The organism is Bacillus sp. EB106-06-01-XG163 (assembly GCF_058791615.1).
This window is the reverse complement of record NZ_JBYTDS010000009.1, coordinates 18,793-39,126: the sequence shown is the minus strand read 5'-3', so window position 1 is coordinate 39,126 and position 20,334 is coordinate 18,793. Positions and strand designations below refer to the sequence as shown.

General features: G+C 44.7%; 16 protein-coding genes and 2 pseudogenes. 6 read left to right on the top strand and 12 right to left on the bottom strand.

The genetic code is table 11. The features are described from left to right. The first annotated feature begins 8 nt into the window (after nt 1-8). Both AC3WTF_RS12280 and AC3WTF_RS12275 read left to right on the top strand, forming a co-directional pair. Entirely contained in the window at nt 9-170 is a 162-nt protein-coding gene (locus AC3WTF_RS12280) for a hypothetical protein (protein WP_007409608.1), read from the top strand. Between the two features lie 200 nt (nt 171-370). After that, nucleotides 371-1,584, top strand: a pseudogene (locus AC3WTF_RS12275) (aminotransferase A). Here the strand turns inward: AC3WTF_RS12275 and AC3WTF_RS12270 are convergent. Both AC3WTF_RS12270 and AC3WTF_RS12265 read right to left on the bottom strand, forming a co-directional pair. Continuing rightward, nucleotides 1,565-3,385 carry a PAS domain-containing protein gene (locus AC3WTF_RS12270; protein WP_003154628.1) on the bottom strand — a complete coding sequence of 607 codons (1,821 nt, stop codon included), beginning with the start codon at nt 3,383-3,385 and terminating at the stop codon, nt 1,565-1,567. The pseudogene AC3WTF_RS12275 and the gene AC3WTF_RS12270 sit on opposite strands and share 20 nt — an antisense overlap. Before the next feature lie 177 nt (nt 3,386-3,562). After that, nucleotides 3,563-5,695 carry a peptidoglycan D,D-transpeptidase FtsI family protein gene (locus AC3WTF_RS12265; RefSeq protein WP_047935665.1) on the bottom strand — a complete coding sequence of 711 codons (2,133 nt, stop codon included), beginning with the start codon at nt 5,693-5,695 and terminating at the stop codon, nt 3,563-3,565. 340 nt (nt 5,696-6,035) lie between these two features. Between AC3WTF_RS12265 and AC3WTF_RS12260 the strand changes: the two genes are divergently transcribed. The 3 genes and pseudogenes from AC3WTF_RS12260 (at nt 6,036) to AC3WTF_RS12250 (ending at nt 7,598) form a co-directional block, all read left to right on the top strand. Then, the gene (locus AC3WTF_RS12260) at nt 6,036-6,821 is read left to right on the top strand and encodes a CAP domain-containing protein (protein WP_047935664.1); all 786 of its coding nucleotides are present in this window, start codon (nt 6,036-6,038) and stop codon (nt 6,819-6,821) included. A gap of 39 nt (nt 6,822-6,860) precedes the next feature. Continuing rightward, a pseudogene (locus AC3WTF_RS12255) lies at nt 6,861-6,992 on the top strand (P-II family nitrogen regulator); the annotation flags it as partial. Nucleotides 6,993-7,208: 216 nt separating this feature from the next. Next, complete coding sequence (locus AC3WTF_RS12250) at nt 7,209-7,598, top strand: ACT domain-containing protein (RefSeq protein WP_079978555.1); 390 nt, start codon at nt 7,209-7,211, stop codon at nt 7,596-7,598. A 553-nt stretch (nt 7,599-8,151) separates the two neighbouring features. Here AC3WTF_RS12250 and AC3WTF_RS12245 read toward each other — a convergent pair. The 9 genes from AC3WTF_RS12245 to AC3WTF_RS12205 all read right to left on the bottom strand — a co-directional run bounded on the left by AC3WTF_RS12245 (nt 8,152) and on the right by AC3WTF_RS12205 (nt 18,921). After that, the gene (locus AC3WTF_RS12245; RefSeq protein ID WP_003154640.1) at nt 8,152-9,018 is read right to left on the bottom strand and encodes an NAD(P)-dependent oxidoreductase; all 867 of its coding nucleotides are present in this window, start codon (nt 9,016-9,018) and stop codon (nt 8,152-8,154) included. A gap of 81 nt (nt 9,019-9,099) precedes the next feature. Beyond that, nucleotides 9,100-11,067 (bottom strand): methyl-accepting chemotaxis protein, encoded by a 1,968-nt coding sequence (locus AC3WTF_RS12240; protein ID WP_039062992.1) that lies wholly within the window; start codon nt 11,065-11,067, stop codon nt 9,100-9,102. A gap of 126 nt (nt 11,068-11,193) precedes the next feature. Continuing rightward, nucleotides 11,194-12,222: a spore photoproduct lyase gene (gene splB, locus AC3WTF_RS12235; protein WP_020955737.1), complete on the bottom strand. Its 1,029-nt coding sequence runs from the start codon at nt 12,220-12,222 to the stop codon at nt 11,194-11,196. 84 nt (nt 12,223-12,306) lie between these two features. After that, complete coding sequence (gene splA, locus AC3WTF_RS12230) at nt 12,307-12,546, bottom strand: splAB operon transcriptional regulator SplA (protein ID WP_003154646.1); 240 nt, start codon at nt 12,544-12,546, stop codon at nt 12,307-12,309. Between the two features lie 87 nt (nt 12,547-12,633). Continuing rightward, entirely contained in the window at nt 12,634-14,349 is a 1,716-nt protein-coding gene (gene ptsP / locus AC3WTF_RS12225) for a phosphoenolpyruvate--protein phosphotransferase (RefSeq protein WP_015417356.1), read from the bottom strand. After that, the gene (locus AC3WTF_RS12220) at nt 14,349-14,615 is read right to left on the bottom strand and encodes a phosphocarrier protein HPr (protein WP_003154654.1); all 267 of its coding nucleotides are present in this window, start codon (nt 14,613-14,615) and stop codon (nt 14,349-14,351) included. The genes ptsP and AC3WTF_RS12220 overlap by 1 nt, the downstream gene beginning before the upstream one ends. A gap of 96 nt (nt 14,616-14,711) precedes the next feature. Then, on the bottom strand, nt 14,712-16,808 hold the full coding sequence (gene ptsG, locus AC3WTF_RS12215; protein WP_007409599.1) for a glucose-specific PTS transporter subunit IIBC: 2,097 nt from the start codon (nt 16,806-16,808) through the stop codon (nt 14,712-14,714). Between the two features lie 230 nt (nt 16,809-17,038). Then, nucleotides 17,039-17,884 carry a glucose PTS transporter transcription antiterminator GlcT gene (gene glcT, locus AC3WTF_RS12210; protein ID WP_007409598.1) on the bottom strand — a complete coding sequence of 282 codons (846 nt, stop codon included), beginning with the start codon at nt 17,882-17,884 and terminating at the stop codon, nt 17,039-17,041. 71 nt (nt 17,885-17,955) lie between these two features. Next, entirely contained in the window at nt 17,956-18,921 is a 966-nt protein-coding gene (locus AC3WTF_RS12205; protein WP_007409597.1) for a LacI family DNA-binding transcriptional regulator, read from the bottom strand. Between the two features lie 97 nt (nt 18,922-19,018). Between AC3WTF_RS12205 and AC3WTF_RS12200 the strand changes: the two genes are divergently transcribed. Next, a complete protein-coding gene (locus tag AC3WTF_RS12200; RefSeq protein WP_014721086.1) occupies nt 19,019-19,144 on the top strand; it encodes a hypothetical protein in 126 nt (41 codons plus the stop codon). 57 nt (nt 19,145-19,201) lie between these two features. On the opposite strand, the gene AC3WTF_RS12195 is transcribed toward AC3WTF_RS12200, so the two are convergent. Continuing rightward, nucleotides 19,202-20,296 carry a M24 family metallopeptidase gene (locus tag AC3WTF_RS12195; protein WP_032871336.1) on the bottom strand — a complete coding sequence of 365 codons (1,095 nt, stop codon included), beginning with the start codon at nt 20,294-20,296 and terminating at the stop codon, nt 19,202-19,204. Nucleotides 20,297-20,334 lie beyond the last annotated feature (38 nt).

Sequence of the window (20,334 nt, the reverse complement as noted above, 5' to 3'; positions counted from 1 at the left end):
TGTAATAAATGGGTACAGTAGTCATATTCGACCAAGATCAAATGACGGTGTTAGAAGATATCAGCAAAACGGCTTACCTGCAAATGAAAAAAGAGGCGAAAGAGCGTCCCGACAAGCCCGCTCCATACATCTTATGGCGGGAAGACGTCAGCTTTGAATACGGGTATTAATGACATTCGCCACATATCACAATAGATAGATCATGATACAATGAAGACAATCATTTCAGCTGGTTGTCTTATTTTTTTCTGAAAGAAGGTATGTTTTCACATATCGGACATATACTCGGGATAGTTCAATAAAAAGATGACAAATGCTCAGCTAGTGGTAAAATAGGAGAAACTCAATATATAGTATAAGGTGATGAATTATGGAACATTTGCTTAATCCGAATGTAAAAGAAATTGAAATTTCAGGAATTCGCAAATTCTCAAATCTTGTAGCTCAGCACGACAATGTCATTTCGCTTACGATCGGTCAGCCGGATTTCTTCACGCCGCACCATGTCAAAGCGGCTGCCAAAAAGGCAATCGACGAGAACGCAACGGCATATACTCCGAATGCGGGCGGCCTTGAGCTGAGACAGGCCGTACAGCTTTATATGAAGAAAAAAGCTGATTTGAATTATGAAGCTGAAACTGAAATCATCGTCACAACCGGGGCAAGCCAAGCGATTGACGCGTCTTTGCGGACGATTTTATCTCCGGGCGATGAAGTTATTCTCCCCGGACCGATATATCCGGGCTACGAACCGATCATCCGCATGTCGGGCGCCGTTCCGGTCCATGTGGATACGACGACACACGGATTTAAGCTAACGGCGCGGCTCATTGAAGAATCGCTGACACCAAAAACAAAATGCGTCATTCTTCCTTATCCGTCAAACCCGACCGGAGTGACATTGTCTGAGGAAGAGCTGCAAAACATCGCAGCCGTCCTGAAGGGCAGAAATGTTTTTGTCCTGTCTGATGAGATTTACAGCGAATTAACCTATGACAGACCGCATTATTCGATCGCGTCTTATTTGAGAGACCAGACGATCGTCATCAACGGCCTGTCAAAATCACACAGCATGACGGGCTGGAGAATCGGTTTCATTTTCGCACCGAAAGAAATTGCCAAGCACATCTTAAAAGTTCACCAATACAGTGTGACATGCGCGTCTTCAATCTCTCAGAAAGCGGCTCTTGAAGCGGTGACAAACGGTGTTGATGATGCGCTTATTATGAGAGAACAGTATAAAAAGCGGCTTGACTATGTATATGACCGTCTTGTTTCAATGGGGCTTGACGTCGTAAAGCCGTCAGGCGCATTTTATATCTTCCCTTCCATTAAGTCATTCGGAATGTCATCGTTTGATTTTAGTATGGCTCTTTTAGAGGATGCAGGTGTGGCTCTTGTGCCTGGCAGCTCGTTTTCAAAGTTGGGTGAAGGGTATGTGAGGCTGTCATTCGCATATTCACTGGATACATTGAGAGAAGGCTTGGACCGGCTGGAAGCATTTATTTTAAAAACGAGAGAATCCATGCAGACTATTTAAACAACGGCATAACGCCGTTGTTTTTTATTGTTTCGGGAATGTAATATGAAAGGCCGTGCCTCTATCCGGTTTGCTGTCTACTTGGATAGCTCCCTGATGGTTTTTAATAAGGTTGAATGTGACCATCAGCCCCAGGCCGGTTCCTTTTTCTTTCGTTGTCAAAAACGGTTCGCCTATTCGTTTCAGCACGTTTTCCGGTATCCCGTCACCCTCGTCTTTCACCGTCACATTAACGGAATACTCATCTTCTGTCATGATGATGTGAACCGTTCCCCCATCCGGCATCGACTCAACGGCATTTTTAATCAGATTGATAAACACCTGTTTCAGCTGATTTTGATCACCGTTAATATACATGCTGTCATGTTCGTAATCCGTTTTGATAAAAATCCCTTTAAGATTTGCCTGCGTCTCTAAAAGAGCGGTCACTTCACTTATAATTTTCTTTAAGTTTACACGCTCTTTCACGGCGTTTTGCTGAGGTTTGGCAAGCATTAAAAGCTCACTTAAAATTAATTCGATTCTGCTCAGTTCAGAAAACACAATTTCAAAGTAATGTTCGTTTTCCTCCATCGTCGGCTTCATGAGCTGTAAAAATCCTTTGATCGCCGTCAGCGGATTGCGGATTTCGTGAGCGATTCCCGCCGCCAGCTGCCCTGCGATAGACAGCTTCTCCGACTTCAGCATTAATTCCTCCGTCTGCTTCCGCTCAGAAATGTCACGCAGAATGACCTGCACGGCCGTTTCTCCGAAAAACGTCGTCGGAATGCAGACCATTTCCGTGTAGATCAGCCGGTTTTTAAAGGTAAACCACGATTGCTTAATAATTTCTGACTCGGTCTTTCGGTTGATAATATTTTGGATCCGCTGTTTCACGCCGTCATGATCACAGGGATGAAGCTGATCATAGACGTTTTTCCCGATTAAATCTTCATATGTTTCAGCCTCAAACAGCGAAATGCCCGACTCATTCATGAATACCCATTTATCATTGTGAATCACGGCGATCGTATCAATTGAATTCTGAATGAGGAGCTGATAACGCTCTCTGCTTTTTTGCAGAATCGTTTGGAATTTTTTCCGTGAAGAAATATCAATCAGAAGCAGCAATTCCGCCCGCTGATTTTTATATGTCGTCGGTGCCGCCTTTACTTCTAAATGAACGGGCGTGCCGTCGAGCCTTCTCCACGTCTGTTCGATCATTCCGACTTCCATTCCTTTTTGCATCCGCACAATTCGGTTTTTCACAATGTCGTGATACTCTTCTTCAATAAACTCATAAGAGCGCCTGCCGATTACCTCGTCTTTGCTTTCGGCTCCCAGCATGGCAAGCATCGCGTTGTTGGCGTAGGCGATTGTGCCGTTGATGCTGACATATAAAGGATTCGGCAGCATTTCGACAAGACGCTCGAATTCGCCGTTTCCAGCCGCATCTTCCGACTGTTGTTCTGCCTTTTGCTTCTTTTGTTCATACATATAAGGCCGGCGGGGCGTCTTCTCCTCAAGCACCTTGATTTTGAGGATGATTTCCCGATCCGTCCCCTCCATTTGCGGTGTGACAATTTCCACACCCGCTTCAAGCCATACGATGGTATGATCTTTTTTAATAAGACGAAAGGTGCAAGGCATCAAATGATGCTCATTATAGAAGTAACTTTCAACCAAAAATTGATCTTCTTCATGCAGGAACGTTTTGAGAAATGACCCGATCATCTCTTCCTGAGAATAACTGAAGTACGATTTGCAGTTTGCAGAAATATACATAATACGCCCGTTAGACGTCAAAACGGCATGAAGATCGGTTTTCGATTGAAACTGTTTGACATGCTGAGTATCCTGTTCCACAGAATCCCTCCTTTGCATTATACTCGCACTGCAGGCTGGACACGGACTGATATAAAAAGAAATTCCACTAGATTGATTCGCTAAAAAATGAGCATTCTCCTTCTATTCTTATTGTGAACGTCAATTTTCCTGAATGAAAGAAAGGGCGCACGAAATGTTCGGCCGCCCTTTCATTTGTTATTTTTTATTGTATTTCTTTTCAAGCTCTTTGTAAGCGTCTACTGCTCCCTTGGCAATGTTTTTACTGATATGATCTTTATCATCTCGAACAGACGGAACGACGACGCTGAATGCCACTCGTGGATGTTCTGACGGATAATAGCCGACAAAGGTCAGGTTATACGTCTCTTGCCCCCACCAGTTTTTGTTCGTGCCGTAATAGTGCGTCTGCGCGGTTCCCGTTTTTCCGGAAACATCAGCGCCGGAACCTTGGAATGTTGAATAAGCCGTTCCTTGAGGTGAGCTTGTGACCAACTTCATTCCTTTATGAACTTGGTCAAAATCGCTCGGGCTGTTATTTACTTTGTTCAAAATTTTAATATCTCGCTGTTCAATCGCTTTTCCAATCTTGTTTTTGCTGTCTGGTTCATGAATGCTTGTGACGATCCGCGGCTGGACGCGATACCCGCCGTTTGCGATGGCTGAAATATATTGAGCCATTTGAAGCGGCGTATACGTATCAAACTGTCCGATCGCAAAGTCAAGCAGCAATCCCCCGACCATTTGCGGATTTGACTGCATGCCCGCTGATTCCTGCGGAAGATCAATCCCGGTCTTCACACCCAAGCCAAATTGGGCGTAATAGTTGCGCATTTTTTTAATATCGTCTAATCCGGCCGGCAGCGTGCCGTGCGGAACGTAGGTGATGCCCGCTATATGCATGGCCACATGAAACATATATATGTTTGAACTTCTTTGCAGCGCGGTCAGCTCAGTAATGGTCCCCATTTGTGTCCACGAGTGCTTTTCCGTGCCGTCTTTAAACTTAAGCGGTGCATCGACAAACGTTTTATAATGCGGGAGGCCGCTTTGGTAACCCGCGAGAACAGTCGCTCCTTTAACAGAAGAGCCCATCTCATATTGGGTCGTAAATGCTCCGATCGCAAAATCCTGTGTTTTATTTGTTTCGAGATCGATGCGTTTCCCCGCCATTGAGAGAATATCCCCGTTGTTCGGGTCCATCATGACGGCAAATCCTCTGTCAACCATAAAGTTGCCCGCGGCGCGGCTTCTTCTCAGCTCTTTTTCAATGACTTTTTCGACTTTCGACTGTAATTCCATATCGAGCGAGAGCTGAAGATCGTAGCCTCTGCTGCCTTCATCGACGGGCTTTTGGCTGACGACCTCACCTTTGCTGTTTTCCACATACTCTACTTTTTCTTTATGTGCGTTTAAATAGTCTTCATACTGATATTCAATGTAGCTTTTACCCACCCGGTCATTCAGTGAGTAGCCTCTTGTGACATAATAATCTTTCCGTTCGCCCAACAATCCCTGTTCCGGGGTCGTCACACCGCCGAACAGAGAGTACAGCGTTTTATCGTACGGATATTTCCGCGTCCAGTCATTGATTACGTCAATGCCGGGGAGCTCTTTCAGGTGCTCGGATACGACGGAAACTTCTTCATATGTCAGGTCGCTTTTTGGTTTTTGCTTGTTGTTTTCATGCTCGTCAAGCAGTGAACCGCTGTTTCCGTTTCCGTTCAGCTTATTCGGGTCCATTGATTTGACGACTTGCGGCTGATAGGCGTTGCCGCTTGAAAAACGCGTATAAATCGCCGCGATTTCCAGCTCTTTTTTATTTTGTTTGATCGCATCAATCTCCTGCTTCGGGACGCGTTCAATCTGGCGTTTGTATACTTCTTGGGATTTCAGGCTGTTTTCTGAATCCTTCATAAGCTTTTCCGCCTTCTTCGGATGTGCGGCAAGCCAGTAATCAATGATATTTCGATCCTTCATAAATTCAGTATCAATATGAATCAGTGCGGCGAGATTTTTTGCCGTTTTCAATTTGTCCTTTGCCGAGGTTTTTGAGGTAGAAACGTATACAATTTCAGGCACAGCCTGGTTATCAACCGCCACTCTGTTCCGCTTGTCATACATCTTTCCCCGCGGTGTCGGATAATAGGCGGTTTTTGCATTTGCCTTCTCCGCATCCTGGCGGTGTTTATCCCCTTCGACAATCTGGACGATGCCGAGTTTAAAAATCAGTGCCGTAAAGAGAAGAAAAACAATCAAAAAATAGAGATTCATTCTCAGCGCTCTGTAACGTTTCGTTTTTTTCTTTGGTTCACGCGCGACTTCAGCCACTTTCTGTTACACCTCTCAAATCATTGAATATATTTACATAAACAGATTTTAATTGTAACATTTTTGTAAAAGTTGTTACAGCGAAAACGGGTAAAAAAAACTGTCAAGATCAAATTATCTTAAAATATATCTAACACTTCAAATAATTTGAAGAGATGTAACGGATTTTAAAAAATAAATACAGATCGTTTTTCCCGGTATAGAGCCATTTTTCTGCGCTCAATTACAATTATGACAAACGTTTGTTGTCAAAGGAAATGGCTGCCTGCATTATGACAAAAAAGCTGTGATAAGATTTTTCATGTAGAAAAAAACAACTTCTCTGGGAGGCTATAAACTTATGAAAAAAGCATTTCTCTTATCTGCCGCCGCGGCAGTCAGTTTGATTACATTCGGAGGCATTCAGCAGGCATCTGCCAAAGAGCTGTCATGCCAGCACGTCGTTACCGTGAAAAAAGGAAACACCGTACAGCATCTGACTCTTCAAGAGGCTATTGAAAAACTACATATGAAAACGAGCGTGAAAAAGCTGAACGTTAAAAATGAGAAAGAACTGAAACAGCAGCTGCAAAAACACGCAAAGAATTCTGATATGACAGTTAAAGACGTTCAAAAAGAAACACCGGCAAAAACGGCACCGGCAGCTGCCGAAAAACCGAAAGCCGATCAAAACCAGCAAAACCAGGCTGCTGACAATGCAAAGCAGACAGATAACACAAACAACAGCAGCGAGAAAACTCCTTCTTCTGTCAGTGCGTACGAAAAGAAAGTCGTTGAATTGACAAATGCAGAGAGACAAAAGCAAGGCTTAAAACCTCTACAGATTGATGATAAACTAAGCAAATCAGCTCACGCAAAATCACAAGATATGAAAGACAAAAACTATTTCGATCACCAAAGCCCTACTTACGGCTCACCTTTCGATATGATGAAATCTTTCGGAATCACTTATAAAACCGCCGGTGAAAATATCGCCAAAGGCCAGCCGACTCCTGAAGCCGTTGTCAAAGCTTGGATGAACAGTGAAGGCCACAGAAAGAACATCATGAATCCTGAGTTCACTCAAATCGGTGTCGGTTACGTAGAATCAGGAAACATCTGGACACAGCAATTTATCGGAAAATAAATAATAAAAAAGATTGCCCCTGCGGGCAATCTTTTGCTTGTCGAAAAAGTGACTGAGACGATGCAAAAAGTGCTCAAAACCCGTAATCCCGAAGACGGGAAAATCTTTATTTTTGAAATTCACAACACAATCAACATCCGTACGGGCGAAGAAGGGCCTGACACTTTATAAATTTATAAACTTTTGAAGCTCCCGGCACATAAGTGCTGGGAGCTTTTTTGTAAAATCTTAAACGTGATGATTAAATTGGTTTTGTTAGCCATTGCTTCTTTAGTAATACTTTATTTAATAAAAAGTAGAATTTACCTATTTTTCTGTTGAATAATTTTTCAAAATTTAGTAATATATTGAATGGGTTTCTAAATAAATGGAGAAAGGAAGTTTCAATTGAAAAAAATTGTAATGACACTATTCACAGTTGCTCTTTTGACATTCGGGGTTTTCTCAAACAGTTCAGAAGCGTTAGCCATGACTTCAAAAGGAGCAATTAAATTCCAAACAGATGCTAATACTTACTCAAAACACGCTACTTCTATTGTCGTAACAGGTACTATGTCTAATCATGAGCTAAACTGGGGTGTTACAGTTTTTCTTGAAAATAAAAAAGGAAAATTAGTCAAAGTTATAGATGTTAATGGCCATAATATTCGCAGTTTTAAAGTAAGCTTTTTGACGAAAAATATTCCAGCAGGCAAGTATGATGTGCAAGTAGCATCGACTTGGGGAACTCGAACCTACATAGGGGAACTGAAACACTATATTACTGTACAACATTAAAATTCATATTATTAACAAATGGGTTTAACGTTGATTTCATCTGGAATTCTCAAAAAACAACATGTAATGATGAAATCTCTGAATCGAGGATGTTTTCGTAAATCTCTTGGATTTTTTACGATACATCCTCTTTTATTTTTCAGTTTTGCTAGAAGGCTAATCTATAGAATTTCAATTTCGGATGCCCAATTATTAGGTTTTAATTGCGGGAATCAACTCGATTTATTGCTATGTACATTTGGGTTACTCGAATTCATAGTTGAATCAAACATGATACATCCTACTGTTGGAAAGTTGTATTAATCCTTATAACTATTCGGAAATCCCCCTTTTGATTTATAATAGACAGCCTGCATCAAACAAACGAGGGGGATTCCAAACAGTAGAATACTATAAACGGATACATGTTAATACATTACCCTGCCAAGTTCCTGTCTTCATTAAAGGCTCTAAGAATCAAGGTTTGCAGATCATTGTTTACAAAACACCATCAACAATACCGTAAGCCTTCGCTTCCTCGTATCCATAAAATATCGCGTTCGGGCAATCTTTTTTATTTCACCCAAAGCTTATAAATGCTTTGAGTTCCGCTGTTTTCTTCACCTTGCGCGGAAAGCTTGTCGTATAATGATTTGGCAAGTGCCAATCCGGGCATTTCTTCTCCCATCAGCTCCGCTTCTTCAAGGGCGATTCCCATGTCTTTAATAAAGTGTTTCACGTAGAATCCTGGTGCAAAATCGCCTTTCAGCATACGGGGAGCGAGGTTGGACAATGACCAGCTTCCGGCAGCTCCGGTTGTAATGCTTTTCAGCACTTGTTCCGGGTTCAGACCGGATTTTTCAGCGTAAGCCATCGCTTCAGCCACTCCGACCATTCCCGCTGCAATCGCGATCTGATTGCACATTTTCGTATGCTGGCCGCTGCCGGCCGGCCCTTGATACTGAATGTTTTCCCCCATAACGGAGAAAAGCGGCAGGCATGCTTCAAACGCTTCTTTTTCTCCTCCGGCCATAATGGCAAGCGTTCCGTTCCTCGCGCCGATGTCTCCGCCGGAAACGGGTGCATCCAAGGCGTGAATGGACTTTTCTTTGGCTTTCTCCGCAATCTTTTTCGCCAGAGACGGTTTTGATGTCGTCATGTCAATGACAAATGCCCCTTCTTTTGCGTGCCGGAGAATGCCGTTTTCGCCGAGATAGATTTCCTCGACATCACTCGGATAGCCGACCATGGTAATAATAATGTCAGCTTTCTCTGAAAGGTCTTTGACCGTCTCCTGCCAGACCGCTCCCTTATTCAGAATCTCTTCCGCTTTTTGTTTCGTACGCGTGTAGACTAAAACAGGATAGCCCGCTTCTAAAATGTGCGATGCCATACTGTTTCCCATGACGCCCAAACCGATAAATCCGACCGTTTTGTTCACTGCGCTTTCCTCCCCTGATGCGATTCATAATATTATTCTTTCATGTCTATATTACCATATTATAGGCTGATAGAGACCGCATTACAAGGTGAATTTAGAAATGGCGCTGATCAGATCTTCGCTTGCGCTCTTTAACATATCAGTCGATTGCTTCACTTTTTCAAGCGTAACGAGCTGTTCATCAGTAGAAGCGTTCACTTCTTCCGCCGCTGCCGCAGATTCTTGAGAAATGGCGGAGATGCTTTGAATCGCTTCTTGAATCGCGGCTTGTTCTTCACTCATTTTTTGAATGTCATTGTAAATATGATCTATACCTTGAACGAGAGACTGCATTTCCGTCGTAATCAGATTGAGGACCTCACCCGTTTCATGAATGGCGCTGTTTTGTTCATCATTCATTCTGCTTGCCTCAATCATCGCGTGTGACGCTTCTTTTGTCTCTGATTGAATCAGACGGACCGTCTCACTGATATGGCCGGAAGAAAGAGCTGATTGTTCAGCAAGCTTGCGGACTTCTTCCGCGACGACGGCAAAGCCCCGGCCGCTTTCTCCCGCTCTCGCGGCTTCAATGCTCGCATTCAGCGCCAAGAGGTTCGTCTGGTCCGAAATGGCGGATATTGCCGTCACGACTTCTTCTATGTTTTTCGTTTGTTCTTCCAGGTCATTCAGCATTGCCTCTACTTTTTTCGTTTCTGAATTGGCTTCGTTTGACTTCATCAGAAGCTGCCCGAGCGCGTCCAGTCCTTTGTAGCTGGCATCCTCTGAAGATTTTGAGAGTTGTTTTATGCTGCCTGCGCGATCTGCGATTCCTTTTATTTTGACCGAGAGATTTTCTGATTTTTCATTGATCGTCTCAACCTCTGATGCTTGCTCTGTCGCTCCGGCGGCGACTTCCTCTATCGCTTTTGCGATTTGTCCGCTCGTTTCATTTGTTTCTTGTGAAATGACGGTTAGCTGGTCAGATGTATCAGACACATTTTCTGAGGAGGCCTTAACCTGTTCGACCATCTCTTTCATATTTTCAACCATTTGGTTAAAGTCTTTTGTTAACTCGCCTACTTCATCTTTTGATTTCGTCCGGGCGCGGACGGTTAAATCTCCCGCTGAGACCGAATTTGTTTTCGCGATCAGCTGCTGAATCGGCCCGGTTATCGTTTTTGCAAGGAAATAGCTGAGTCCGATCGTAATCACAAGGGCGATCAGTGACATAAAAATGCTCACCGTGTTCATTTTGTCGGCTACTCCCATCAGCTGATCTTTTTCAAACTGCGTTCCGACTTTCCACCCTGTTTCTTTTACCGTTTGGTAGACGACCATGTTCCCCTGCAGCTCTTTGATGCCTTCTTTATCCGCAGTGATGTCTTTTAACGTCTGATCTTCCGAAATATTTTTTCCCTGTTTTTCCGGATGCGCCAGAAGAGAGCCGTTTTCATCCGCCAAAAACGCAAATCCTTTATACGGTACCTTTTGCTCGTTGACCATGCTCTGAATGGAGGACAGTTTCAGATCTAAGCTCGCCACTCCGACGACGGTTCCGCTGTTTTGAATGGCTTTTGACGCCGTCACGATCATGTCTCCCGTCACTGCATCTTTATAAGGGTCAGTCCAGACAACCTTATCGGGTTTTTCGGCCGCCATCTTATACCACGTTCTATTTGTCGGATCATAGTCTTTGGCAAAGTCGGCCTTTGGATATGTAAACATTTGTTTGTTTGCGGTTCCGACGTACGCAAGCGCGACATATTTGTCATTCTGTCCGATCTGTTTTAACTCATCGTTAAAAAGCCGCGCGGTTTCTTTCTTCCCATCTGATAGAAAAGACCGGGACAATTCACCGCCTGCTAATCTCATTAATACGGTCTCATCATTTTTCAGCTGAAGCTCAATGTTCTGACCGAGTGAATTGGTGACATTCTCTGTCGTACGTTTTGCTTCCTCCGTCATCATCGGCTTTAATGTCAAATATGAAGAAACCGTTAAAAAAACAACCGTTACGATAAGCATTGCCGATACAAACACAGCAATTTTGATGTGCATTTTTTTAAACATAACCATCCCCTCCTGAGAGTTATATCGGTCTTTCGGCCAAGAAAATGAATAAACCTTGAAATAAATATCAAAAATTTCCGCCATTTGGCGCAGCAAAAAAAGAGCCGTCGTACCGACAGCTCCGCCTTACGTAAAATATTCGATTTTCGCTTTCGGGAAATAGGTTTCGATATAAGATTCCAGTGTTTCCCTTAAAGCATACTCTTCGTCTTTTTGGTATATATACTTGCCGATTCCGTAGCGTCCCCATTTGTATCTGCGCTTTTCTTCATCAAGCTCAAGCTTTGTTTTCGGATAGTTCTTCTCAATCACCCGCTTGGCCGGTTTTGTAAAACGGTGCTGGATCAGTTCAAATGTGATGTCATGCCGAACGTCTTCATCAAGCGCCGCATCCAGTTTCTCAAACAGTTCCTTATAGCCTTCCTCCCAGCCATCGTGAATATAAATCGGCGCCACGATGAAACCGAGCGGATAGCCCGCTTTAGCGACTTTGACGGCGGCTTCTATCCGTTTGTCGAGCGGAGAAGTTCCCGGTTCAAAGTTTTTAATGACATAATCCGCATTGATGCTGAATCTGAACCTAGTCTTTCCGTTATGTTTTGCATCAAGCAAATGATCGACGTGGTGAAATTTAGTCACGAATCTGAGCTGTCCCAATTCGCTTTGTCCGAAATGTTCAATGGCTCTTTTTAATGTATGTGTCAGATGATCGATTCCTACGATATCAGACGTACAAGAGGCTTCAAATCTTGTAAATTCCGGCGCCCGTTCTTTCATATACTCATCAGCCTGATCCAGAATCTCTTCCACATTGACATATGTCCGGATGTAAGGCTTTGACCCCATCGTCGTCTGCAGGTAGCAATAGTGGCAATGCCCCATACAGCCCGTCGCAAACGGAATGGCATATTCGGCGGACGGCTTTGAAGAATCGAATTTCAGTGTTTTCCGGACGCCGATTACCAATGTTGATTTCGCGTTCCGGTATTGCTGCAAGTGATTTTTTCCCGGAATATTCCGGACTTGATTATGCGATGTCGTTTCTCTGATCTCAAGCCCCATGTTTTCAAACTTATTCTTCAGCTCTTTTCCTAACGGGTATTCGAGCGCTCTCGGTTCAATATAAACAAGCTGGGGCACAAACGGCTTCAGCATAGACAGACACTCCCTTTACATATTCTCATGTTGTTACTTTCCGTTTAAAAGAGAGTGAATATGCGTTGTAAACATTTCCTTTGATCAATGATACCGGTCTTCTTCAAAAAGCTCGCTGTAAAGCGCTTCCGCTTCCTCATATGTCGAAAAGACCGCGTCATCTTCGGCCAGCGGATGATAGGTTTCGTATAAAAACAGAGACAGTTCTCCCTCATGATACGGGTGATGGACGATCTCCGCCTCTTTAATATGGGCAACATTGGCGGCATGCGGATTGCGGTAAATCACATAGACCGTATCCCCCGCTGCAAATGATTTTGTCATGATAATCCCTCCTGTTGAAAGTTATTGTTCCCCCCTTTTTTCCGAATATGAAAAAAACCAGACGGCTTACACCGTCTGGCTTTTGTATTACTTATTGAATGTTTCTTTAACGAATGCGACAACCTCTTCTGTCGTGCTCATAGACAAGATTGTTTCTTTGAATGATTCAGCTTCTTTTTTAGAAAGCTTGCTGATCTGCGTTCTTGCCGGAAGGATGGATGTAGCGCTCATCGAGAACTCATCTAAGCCTAAGCCGAGAAGAATCGGAATCGCAATTTCGTCTCCCGCCATTTCTCCGCACATGCCGACCCATTTGCCCTCTTTGTGAGCGGCTTCAATAACAAGGGTGATCAGACGGAGAATCGCCGGATTGTATGGCTGATACAGATAAGCTACGCGCTCGTTCATGCGGTCAGCAGCCATCGTGTATTGGATCAAGTCATTTGTTCCGATACTGAAGAAGTCAACTTCTGCGGCAAACTGATCTGCGATAACGGCTGTAGACGGAATCTCTACCATCATACCGACTTCAATATCGTCAGAAACCGCTACGCCGGCTTCGACGAGTTTTTCTTTTTCTTCGAGAAGAATCGCTTTCGCCTGTTTAAACTCGTTTACTGTCGCAATCATCGGGAACATGATTTTTAAGTTTCCGTATGTACTTGCACGAAGCAGCGCACGAAGCTGAGTTCTGAAGATTTCTTGCTCTTCAAGGCAAAGGCGGATGGCTCTGTAGCCTAAGAACGGGTTCATTTCTTTAGGGAGCTGCAGGTAAGGAAGCTCTTTGTCGCCGCCGATATCCAATGTCCGCACGACAACTGATTTTCCTTCCATACGCTCAAGAACCGTTTTATAAGCGTCAAACTGCTCGTCTTCCGTCGGAAGCTGGTCGCGTCCCATGTAAAGGAATTCCGTACGGTAAAGCCCTACAGCTTCTCCTCCGTTTTCAAGAACGCCTTTTACATCGTCAGGTGTGCCGATATTTGCGGCAAGCTCTACATGATGGCCGTCTTTAGAAACAGTCGGTTCATTGACGAGCTTCGCCCACTCAGCTTTTTGCGCCAGGTAAGCACTGTGCTTTTCTTCATATTTCTTTAACGTTTCACTGGAAGGATCGATGATCACATCACCATCGATGCCGTCTACGATTACCGTAACACCGTTTTCAATTGTCCCTGTAGCCGCTTTTGTGCCGACGACAGCCGGAATTTCAAGCGAACGGGCCATGATCGCGGAGTGTGAAGTGCGTCCGCCGATATCAGTTGTAAAACCTTTTACAAACTGACGGTTTAATTGCGCCGTATCAGACGGTGTCAAATCTTCAGCCACGATAACAACCTCTTCTGAGATCATGCTCGGGTTCGGAATTTCCACGCCCAGCAGGTGCCCCGTCACACGTTTTGTTACGTCACGGATATCCGCCGCACGCTCTTTCATGTATTCGTTATCCATTGATTCAAACATAGTAACGAACATGGAAGCTGTTTCTTTCAAAGCGAATTCAGCATTGACTGAATCTGTGCTGATTTTCTCCTTTACCGGGTTCAACAGCTCAGGATCACTCAGAACTAAAAGGTGCGCGGAGAAAATGTCAGCTTTGTCTTGTCCCAGTTCTTTTAAAGCATGCTCTTTAATTTTTTCAAGCTCTTCTTTAGAACGTACAATCGCTTCATCAAAACGGCTTACTTCAGCCGCAGCATCAGCAATGTTTTTCTTTTCAACCGTTAAGTCCGGCTCTTCAAGCCGGTATGCTTTCGCAATCGCAATTCCGGCTGAAGCGCCTATTCCTTTTAATTCTTGCATTACTCGCCGAGTCCTTCGCTTTTCATTGTTTCTTCTAAAGCGTTAAGAGCATCGTTTTCGTCAGCGCCTGAAGCGGAAATTGTGATTTCAGCGCCTTTAGCGATACCTAGAGACATAACGCCCATGATTGACTTAAGGTTTACTGTTTTGCCGTTATATTCTAAGTTTACGTCAGCATCGTATTTGCTTGCAGTCTGTACAAGAACTGTCGCAGGACGAGCGTGGATTCCGGAATCTGCTGTTACTTTAAATGTTTTTTGTGCCATGATTATCATTCTCCTTTAAATTAAAGCTATTTTACTACACAATATTATATCATACAGCCGTACTTGTCATCTGACAAGCACGGCGTATTTATATGCTTATTTTCCGATTTTCACAATATCTTTTTGTTCCCGTTTTACGGTACCTTCGGCCGAAAGGGAAATCGCTTCACCCTCGGCAAGATTTGTAAAGACAATCGGTGTCATTAATGAAGGAACATGAGGTTTAACCGCTTCAAGATCAACTTCAAGCAGCTTTTGCCCCGGTTCAACCCGGTCACCCTCAGAAACAAAAGAAGTGAATCCTTCGCCTTTCAGACTGACTGTGTCGATTCCGAAATGAATCAGGATCTCTCTTCCGCCGTCAGACTGAAGGCCGATCGCATGTTTTGTCGGGAAAACATTCAGCACTTTTCCGCGGACAGGCGATACGACGATTCCTTCTTCAGGAAGAATCGCAAAACCGTCACCCATCATTTTTCCTGAGAACACCTGGTCAGGCACATCGGTAATCGGATGGATTTCGCCGGTGATCGGAGAAGCGAACACTTCTTCACCCTGCTCGTTTCGGAGCGGATCTGCGATAACCTCTTCAACCTGCTGGCTGACTTCTTCTTGCGCGGATACTTTCGGTTCAGGGCGCGGCGTGCGTCCGGCGATAATATCCTGCATCTGTGTTTTTAAACCGTCAGAACGCGGGCCGAAAATGGCCTGAATGTTGTTTCCGACTTCAAGAACGCCTGAGGCGCCAAGCTGTTTCAGACGGGCCTTATCCACTTTCTTCTGGTCGTTGACCGTAACGCGAAGTCTCGTGATACAAGCGTCAAGGTGCTTAATGTTTTCCTGATCACCCATTGCCTGCAGGATTTCATAAGGAAGGTCGCCGGCTTCGCCTGAGGCGCCCGCACCTTCATCCGCAGCCTCTTCTTCACGGCCCGGCGTTTTCAGATTGAACTTTCTGATCGCAAACCGGAAACCGAAGTAGTAAATGACGGCTAATCCTAAGCCGACCGGAATGACAAGCCACCAAGCCGTCCGGTTAGGCAGAATTCCGAACAGGAAGTAGTCAATCAGACCGCCTGAGAAGGTCATACCGATTTTTACATGCAGCAGCTGCATAACCATAAAGGAAAGTCCCGCGAATACGCAGTGAATCGCAAACAGGATAGGAGCCACAAACAAGAATGAGAATTCAAGCGGCTCGGTAATTCCCGTTAAGAAACTTGTCAGAGCGGCAGAACCCATGATTCCGGCTACAAGTTTTTTCTTTTCAGGCTTCGCTTCATGATAGATTGCAAGCGCTGCCGCCGGAAGACCGAACATCATAAACGGATATTTCCCCGTCATAAATGTTCCCGCCGTCAGCTGTACGCCGTCTTTGATCTGAGCCATGAAAATCCGCTGATCTCCGCGGATGATGTCTCCGGCCGCATCTTTATAGCTGAAAAATTCATACCAGAACGGCGAGTAGAAAATGTGATGAAGACCGAACGGAATCAATGACCGCTCAATCATCCCGAAAATAAAGGCCGCCAAGGTTGGATTCGCTTCCACAAGACCCGTGGAGAAGGAATTCAGACCGTGCTGGATCGGAGGCCAGATCACTAACATAATAAGACCGAGAATTAATGCGGAAATTGATGTGATAATCGGGACGAACCGCTTACCCGCAAAGAATCCGAGGTACTGCGGAAGTTCAATTTTATAAAACTTGTTAAACAATAACGCGGCCAGAACCCCGACGATAATACCGCCGAACACGCCCGTCGCCAAAGTGGGTATCCCCAGCATGTTAATATAGGCCGGATGGTTTTCCGCAAAAAACTTTGCCCGTTCAATTTTGTCAGACGGAATACTGCCGTTTGCCATAAGCACGGCGCTCATGGATACGTTCATGACCAAGTATCCGATAATAGCCGCGATTCCGGCAACACCGTCTCCGTTGGCAAGACCGATCGCAACCCCTACTGCAAAAAGAAGCGGCAGGTTGTCAAATACGATTTGGCCGGCGCTTTCCATGACATTCGCCACAAGCTGAACGTTATCATTGCTTAAGAAGTGCATGACTTGAATCATATCTTTGTTCTGCATGGCATTCCCTAACGCAAGCAAGATCCCCGCAGCCGGTAAAATCGCAACCGGAAGCATAAGAGCACGGCCGATTTTCTGGAGAACGCCGAATAATGCTTTAAACATAAAAGATGTACCTCCTCTGTTAGCTAGTGTGACCTTACAGCGAAAATTCATGACAACGAATTCACTGGCGCAAGTCTTCAGTTTAACCGTTTACATTTGCCCTTTTACACAACAAAAAAGGCATGAGTAAAAAGGGTGTGCAAAATAACGGGACCGTTCTTCCCGTTTTTTACCCTCAATCACTCATGCCTGATCGAATCAGTGACACGTTTTTAAGGTTTCAACTGAAATTATGAAATTTTATTGGTTAATCGGTACAAATGAAGCGTGAGATAAACCGCTTCCGCCTCATGAACTGGTTTTTTCAGTATTTGCTGCAAGATTTTTATCAGTTTCCAAGCAGTATTGTAGCATAGCGGGTATTCATTTTTCAATAATAACATTAACTTTTCTGGTTCTTTTGTCTGCTCTTCCCGATTAATCCTGTCTATGGTAAATCTGATATGCCGGATCAGCCGCAAATAGTGGACGCTTTCTTTATTCACTTTCATCTGGAAAGATTCCTCAATCACCTGAACGAGCCGGGACATCAGCTGTGAATGCTGATTGACCTCTGAAAGGGGCCGATTCGTCAGGGCGGAGTGGATATGCAGAGCGATAAAGCCGATCTCTCCTTCCGGAAGACAGATTCCCGTCTTTTCATTAATCATGCCGACGACTTCACGGGCAATTTGGAATTCTTCCGGATAAAGCGTTTCGGTTTCCATGAGAAACGGGTTTTTAATGTCAAAACCCTGCTGCAGCCGCTTTACCGCAAAGGCAATATGGTCAGTCAGCGCAATATGGATATGCTCATTTAACGCTTGGCTTGTCCGCTTCTTGATATGATAAATGACGTCATTGGAGATGTCGACAAGTGTCTCGTCCACATAACCGAGGAGCTTTTTAAATTGTTTTTGTTCTTTTTCATCCTTTAAGATGAACATCTTGTCATACCCTTTATCTTCAATGACATCCGCTTGTTTTTTTCCAAAGCCGATCCCTTTTCCGATTAAGACGACCTCACTGTATCTATCATGTGTTGCGATGAGCACATTGTTATTTAATACCTTTTCAACTGTAAAGGACCCCTTCATGATCCTCAGCTCCTTTGTCATTCAATACCTCATATCGTACAAAACGAACGGAAAGCGCGTCAATTCTTTTTTTAGACGGTTGATCGTTCAATAAGGCGGTAATCAAGAACTTTCCTTGCCGGAGGCCCGCCGCTGATCCGGTTCTCAAGCATGTGAAAAGCCTGCTTTCCCATTTCTTTTGTTTGTATATCTATTGTGGAAATACCTAACATCTTGCTGATATCATGATTGTCGATGCTCAAAATCGCAAGCTCTTCCGGGATGCGCGTCCCGTTTGCCTTGGCTTCAAGGTAAAGACCTGCGGATACTTGATCATTCGCCGCAAACAGCGCAGTCGGTTTGTCATCCCAGCTCTTCCATCTATGAAAAAGGGCTTTCCCGTCAAGCAGCGTCAGCGCCTTTTCCACAACCAGCTCTTCCCTGTAAGGCTCCCCGATCTTCTTGAGCGCCTCTTTGTATGCGGCAATGCGTACTTGACTGTTTTTTCCCTTTTTTCTGGCCAGACTGATCGCTATTTTCCGGTGTCCCTTTTCTATCAGATAATCCAGACCGTGCCGAAATGCTTCCCGATGCGGATTACTGATGGAGGAAAGCCCCGCCGCATCAGTGTACTGGCAGAGGATGAGCGGTTCTTTCACGGTAAGCAGATGTTCATCAGGAATTGCTTTGGAGCAGATAATCAGGCCGTCCACTTGGCGCTCCTGTAACTGTGATAAGGCAAAACGTTCTTTTTGCTGCTGATAATCTGTCTGGTATAAAGAAAGATGCACGCCTGACGCTTCGGCAGCCTCGGCAATACCTGCAACAAGGTCTGCAAAATACGGAAGATTCACCGACGGAAGCACAACGCCGATCATATCGGAAAAACCTTTTGATAAATGCACAGCATGAATGTTGCGCGTATATCCGAGCGATTGCATCGCTTTTTTCACTCTTTCTCTTTTGTCCTTACTTACATAAGGATGATCGTTTAAAACTCTTGATACCGTTGTAACGGAAACCCCGGCAGCGCCGGCAATGTCTCTGATCGTAGCCATGGCGTCCCCCTTTCTTTTTTCCCTTGATCTGGAATGCGTTTCATACAGTAAGCTAGAAACAGAAACAGCCTATTCGTTTGAAAGGAGAAGAACAGCGATGGGGATTCTTTGCTTAATCGGTTTGTGTCTGGCCATAGTCGGCGGCAGTTACCTTGCCATGCGGCCCCTGAATGAAAAGCATGACATCAAACCATTTCAGCATTTTGATGATTTTTTCATTTAAATGGTGATAAAAAAGGACGCTGCGTTCCAGAACCGTCCTTTTTTATCACAAAGCTTTCTATTTCAGAATCGTTAATTCTTTCGGATACTGCGTTAATGCTTCGGCGCCGTCTTTTGTGACGAACACATCGTCTTCAATGCGCACGCCGCCGACATCCGGCACGTAAATCCCCGGTTCTATCGTGTACACCATGCCTTCTTTGAGGAGTGTGTCGTTCGCGCTGCTCATTGATGGATATTCGTGAACCGAAATCCCGAGTCCGTGGCCGAGGCGGTGCGGGAAATAGTCTCCGTATCCGGCTTTTTCAATAATGCCGCGGGCTTTTAAATCGAGATCGCCAATTCTGACACCTGGTTTGCTTAATTGAAGCGCCGCCTGTTCAGCTTTAAGCACCGTTTCGTAAATCTCTTCCTGTTTCGGGCTGATTGATTGGTATGCGAATGTTCTCGTAATGTCTGAACAGTAGCCGTCAAGAATAACGCCCAGATCAAACAGAACGAAATCGCCTTTTTTCAACCGGTCTGCACCCGGATTTCCATGGGGCTGGCCTGATTTTTCCCCGAACAGCACCATCGTTGAAAATGACATGCCCTGCACGCCTTTTTTCTTCAGCTCAAACTCAATCTGCGCGAGTACTTCGGTTTCACTCACACCCTCTTTGAGCGCCGCGACACCGACTTCAACTCCGTAATCCGCAAGTTTTGCCGCTTCCCTGAGAATGCTGATTTCCTTCTCATCTTTCACGAGACGGAATTGGTTGAGCGTTTCTTCTGCCGAAACAAATGCCGCGCCCCCTGAAGCTTGTTTGAGCTGTTCTGAGCGGGAAAGAGAGATCGAATCCTTTTCAACCGCGATGGAATCAAGCGGCACATTTCGTTTTGTGAGCTCGGCTTTGATCAGCTCCCACGGGTCTTCGTGATCGCCGTAGCCGATAATATCATGCTCCCACCCGGCGCTGCGGGCTTGTCCGGCTTCCATTCCCGGACAAACGAAAAACGGCTCCTGTTCCTGAAACAGGAACAATCCCATTAACCGCTCATGCGGATCCGTGTAAAAATCAGTTAAATAAAATACGTTTTCCTTTGTATGTATAAACGCCGCATCATGTCCTTCTTTTTTCAGCCAAGATGAAACACGTTCTAATCTGTTCATTTTTTGCTTTTCCTCCTTACCAAAGTGACTCTTTATTC

What these genes read in the sequence shown, in the direction of transcription:
- splA (WP_003154646.1), bottom strand. Translation starts at nt 12,546, where the DNA reads ATGACAAAATCATTTGCAGCGGGGGATACGGTCTATGTGATTTACCGC.
- AC3WTF_RS12260 (WP_047935664.1), top strand. Translation starts at nt 6,036, where the DNA reads ATGAAAAAAGCATTTCTCTTATCTGCCGCCGCGGCAGTCAGTTTGATT.
- splB (WP_020955737.1), bottom strand. Translation starts at nt 12,222, where the DNA reads ATGCTGAAGCCGTTTGTGCCCCAGCTTGTTTATATTGAACCGAGAGCG.
- ptsG (WP_007409599.1), bottom strand. Translation starts at nt 16,808, where the DNA reads ATGTTTAAAGCATTATTCGGCGTTCTCCAGAAAATCGGCCGTGCTCTT.
- AC3WTF_RS12280 (WP_007409608.1), top strand. Translation starts at nt 9, where the DNA reads ATGGGTACAGTAGTCATATTCGACCAAGATCAAATGACGGTGTTAGAA.
- glcT (WP_007409598.1), bottom strand. Translation starts at nt 17,884, where the DNA reads ATGAAGGGGTCCTTTACAGTTGAAAAGGTATTAAATAACAATGTGCTC.
- AC3WTF_RS12195 (WP_032871336.1), bottom strand. Translation starts at nt 20,296, where the DNA reads ATGAACAGATTAGAACGTGTTTCATCTTGGCTGAAAAAAGAAGGACAT.
- AC3WTF_RS12240 (WP_039062992.1), bottom strand. Translation starts at nt 11,067, where the DNA reads ATGTTTAAAAAAATGCACATCAAAATTGCTGTGTTTGTATCGGCAATG.
- ptsP (WP_015417356.1), bottom strand. Translation starts at nt 14,349, where the DNA reads ATGCAAGAATTAAAAGGAATAGGCGCTTCAGCCGGAATTGCGATTGCG.
- AC3WTF_RS12200 (WP_014721086.1), top strand. Translation starts at nt 19,019, where the DNA reads ATGGGGATTCTTTGCTTAATCGGTTTGTGTCTGGCCATAGTCGGCGGC.
- AC3WTF_RS12205 (WP_007409597.1), bottom strand. Translation starts at nt 18,921, where the DNA reads ATGGCTACGATCAGAGACATTGCCGGCGCTGCCGGGGTTTCCGTTACA.
- AC3WTF_RS12220 (WP_003154654.1), bottom strand. Translation starts at nt 14,615, where the DNA reads ATGGCACAAAAAACATTTAAAGTAACAGCAGATTCCGGAATCCACGCT.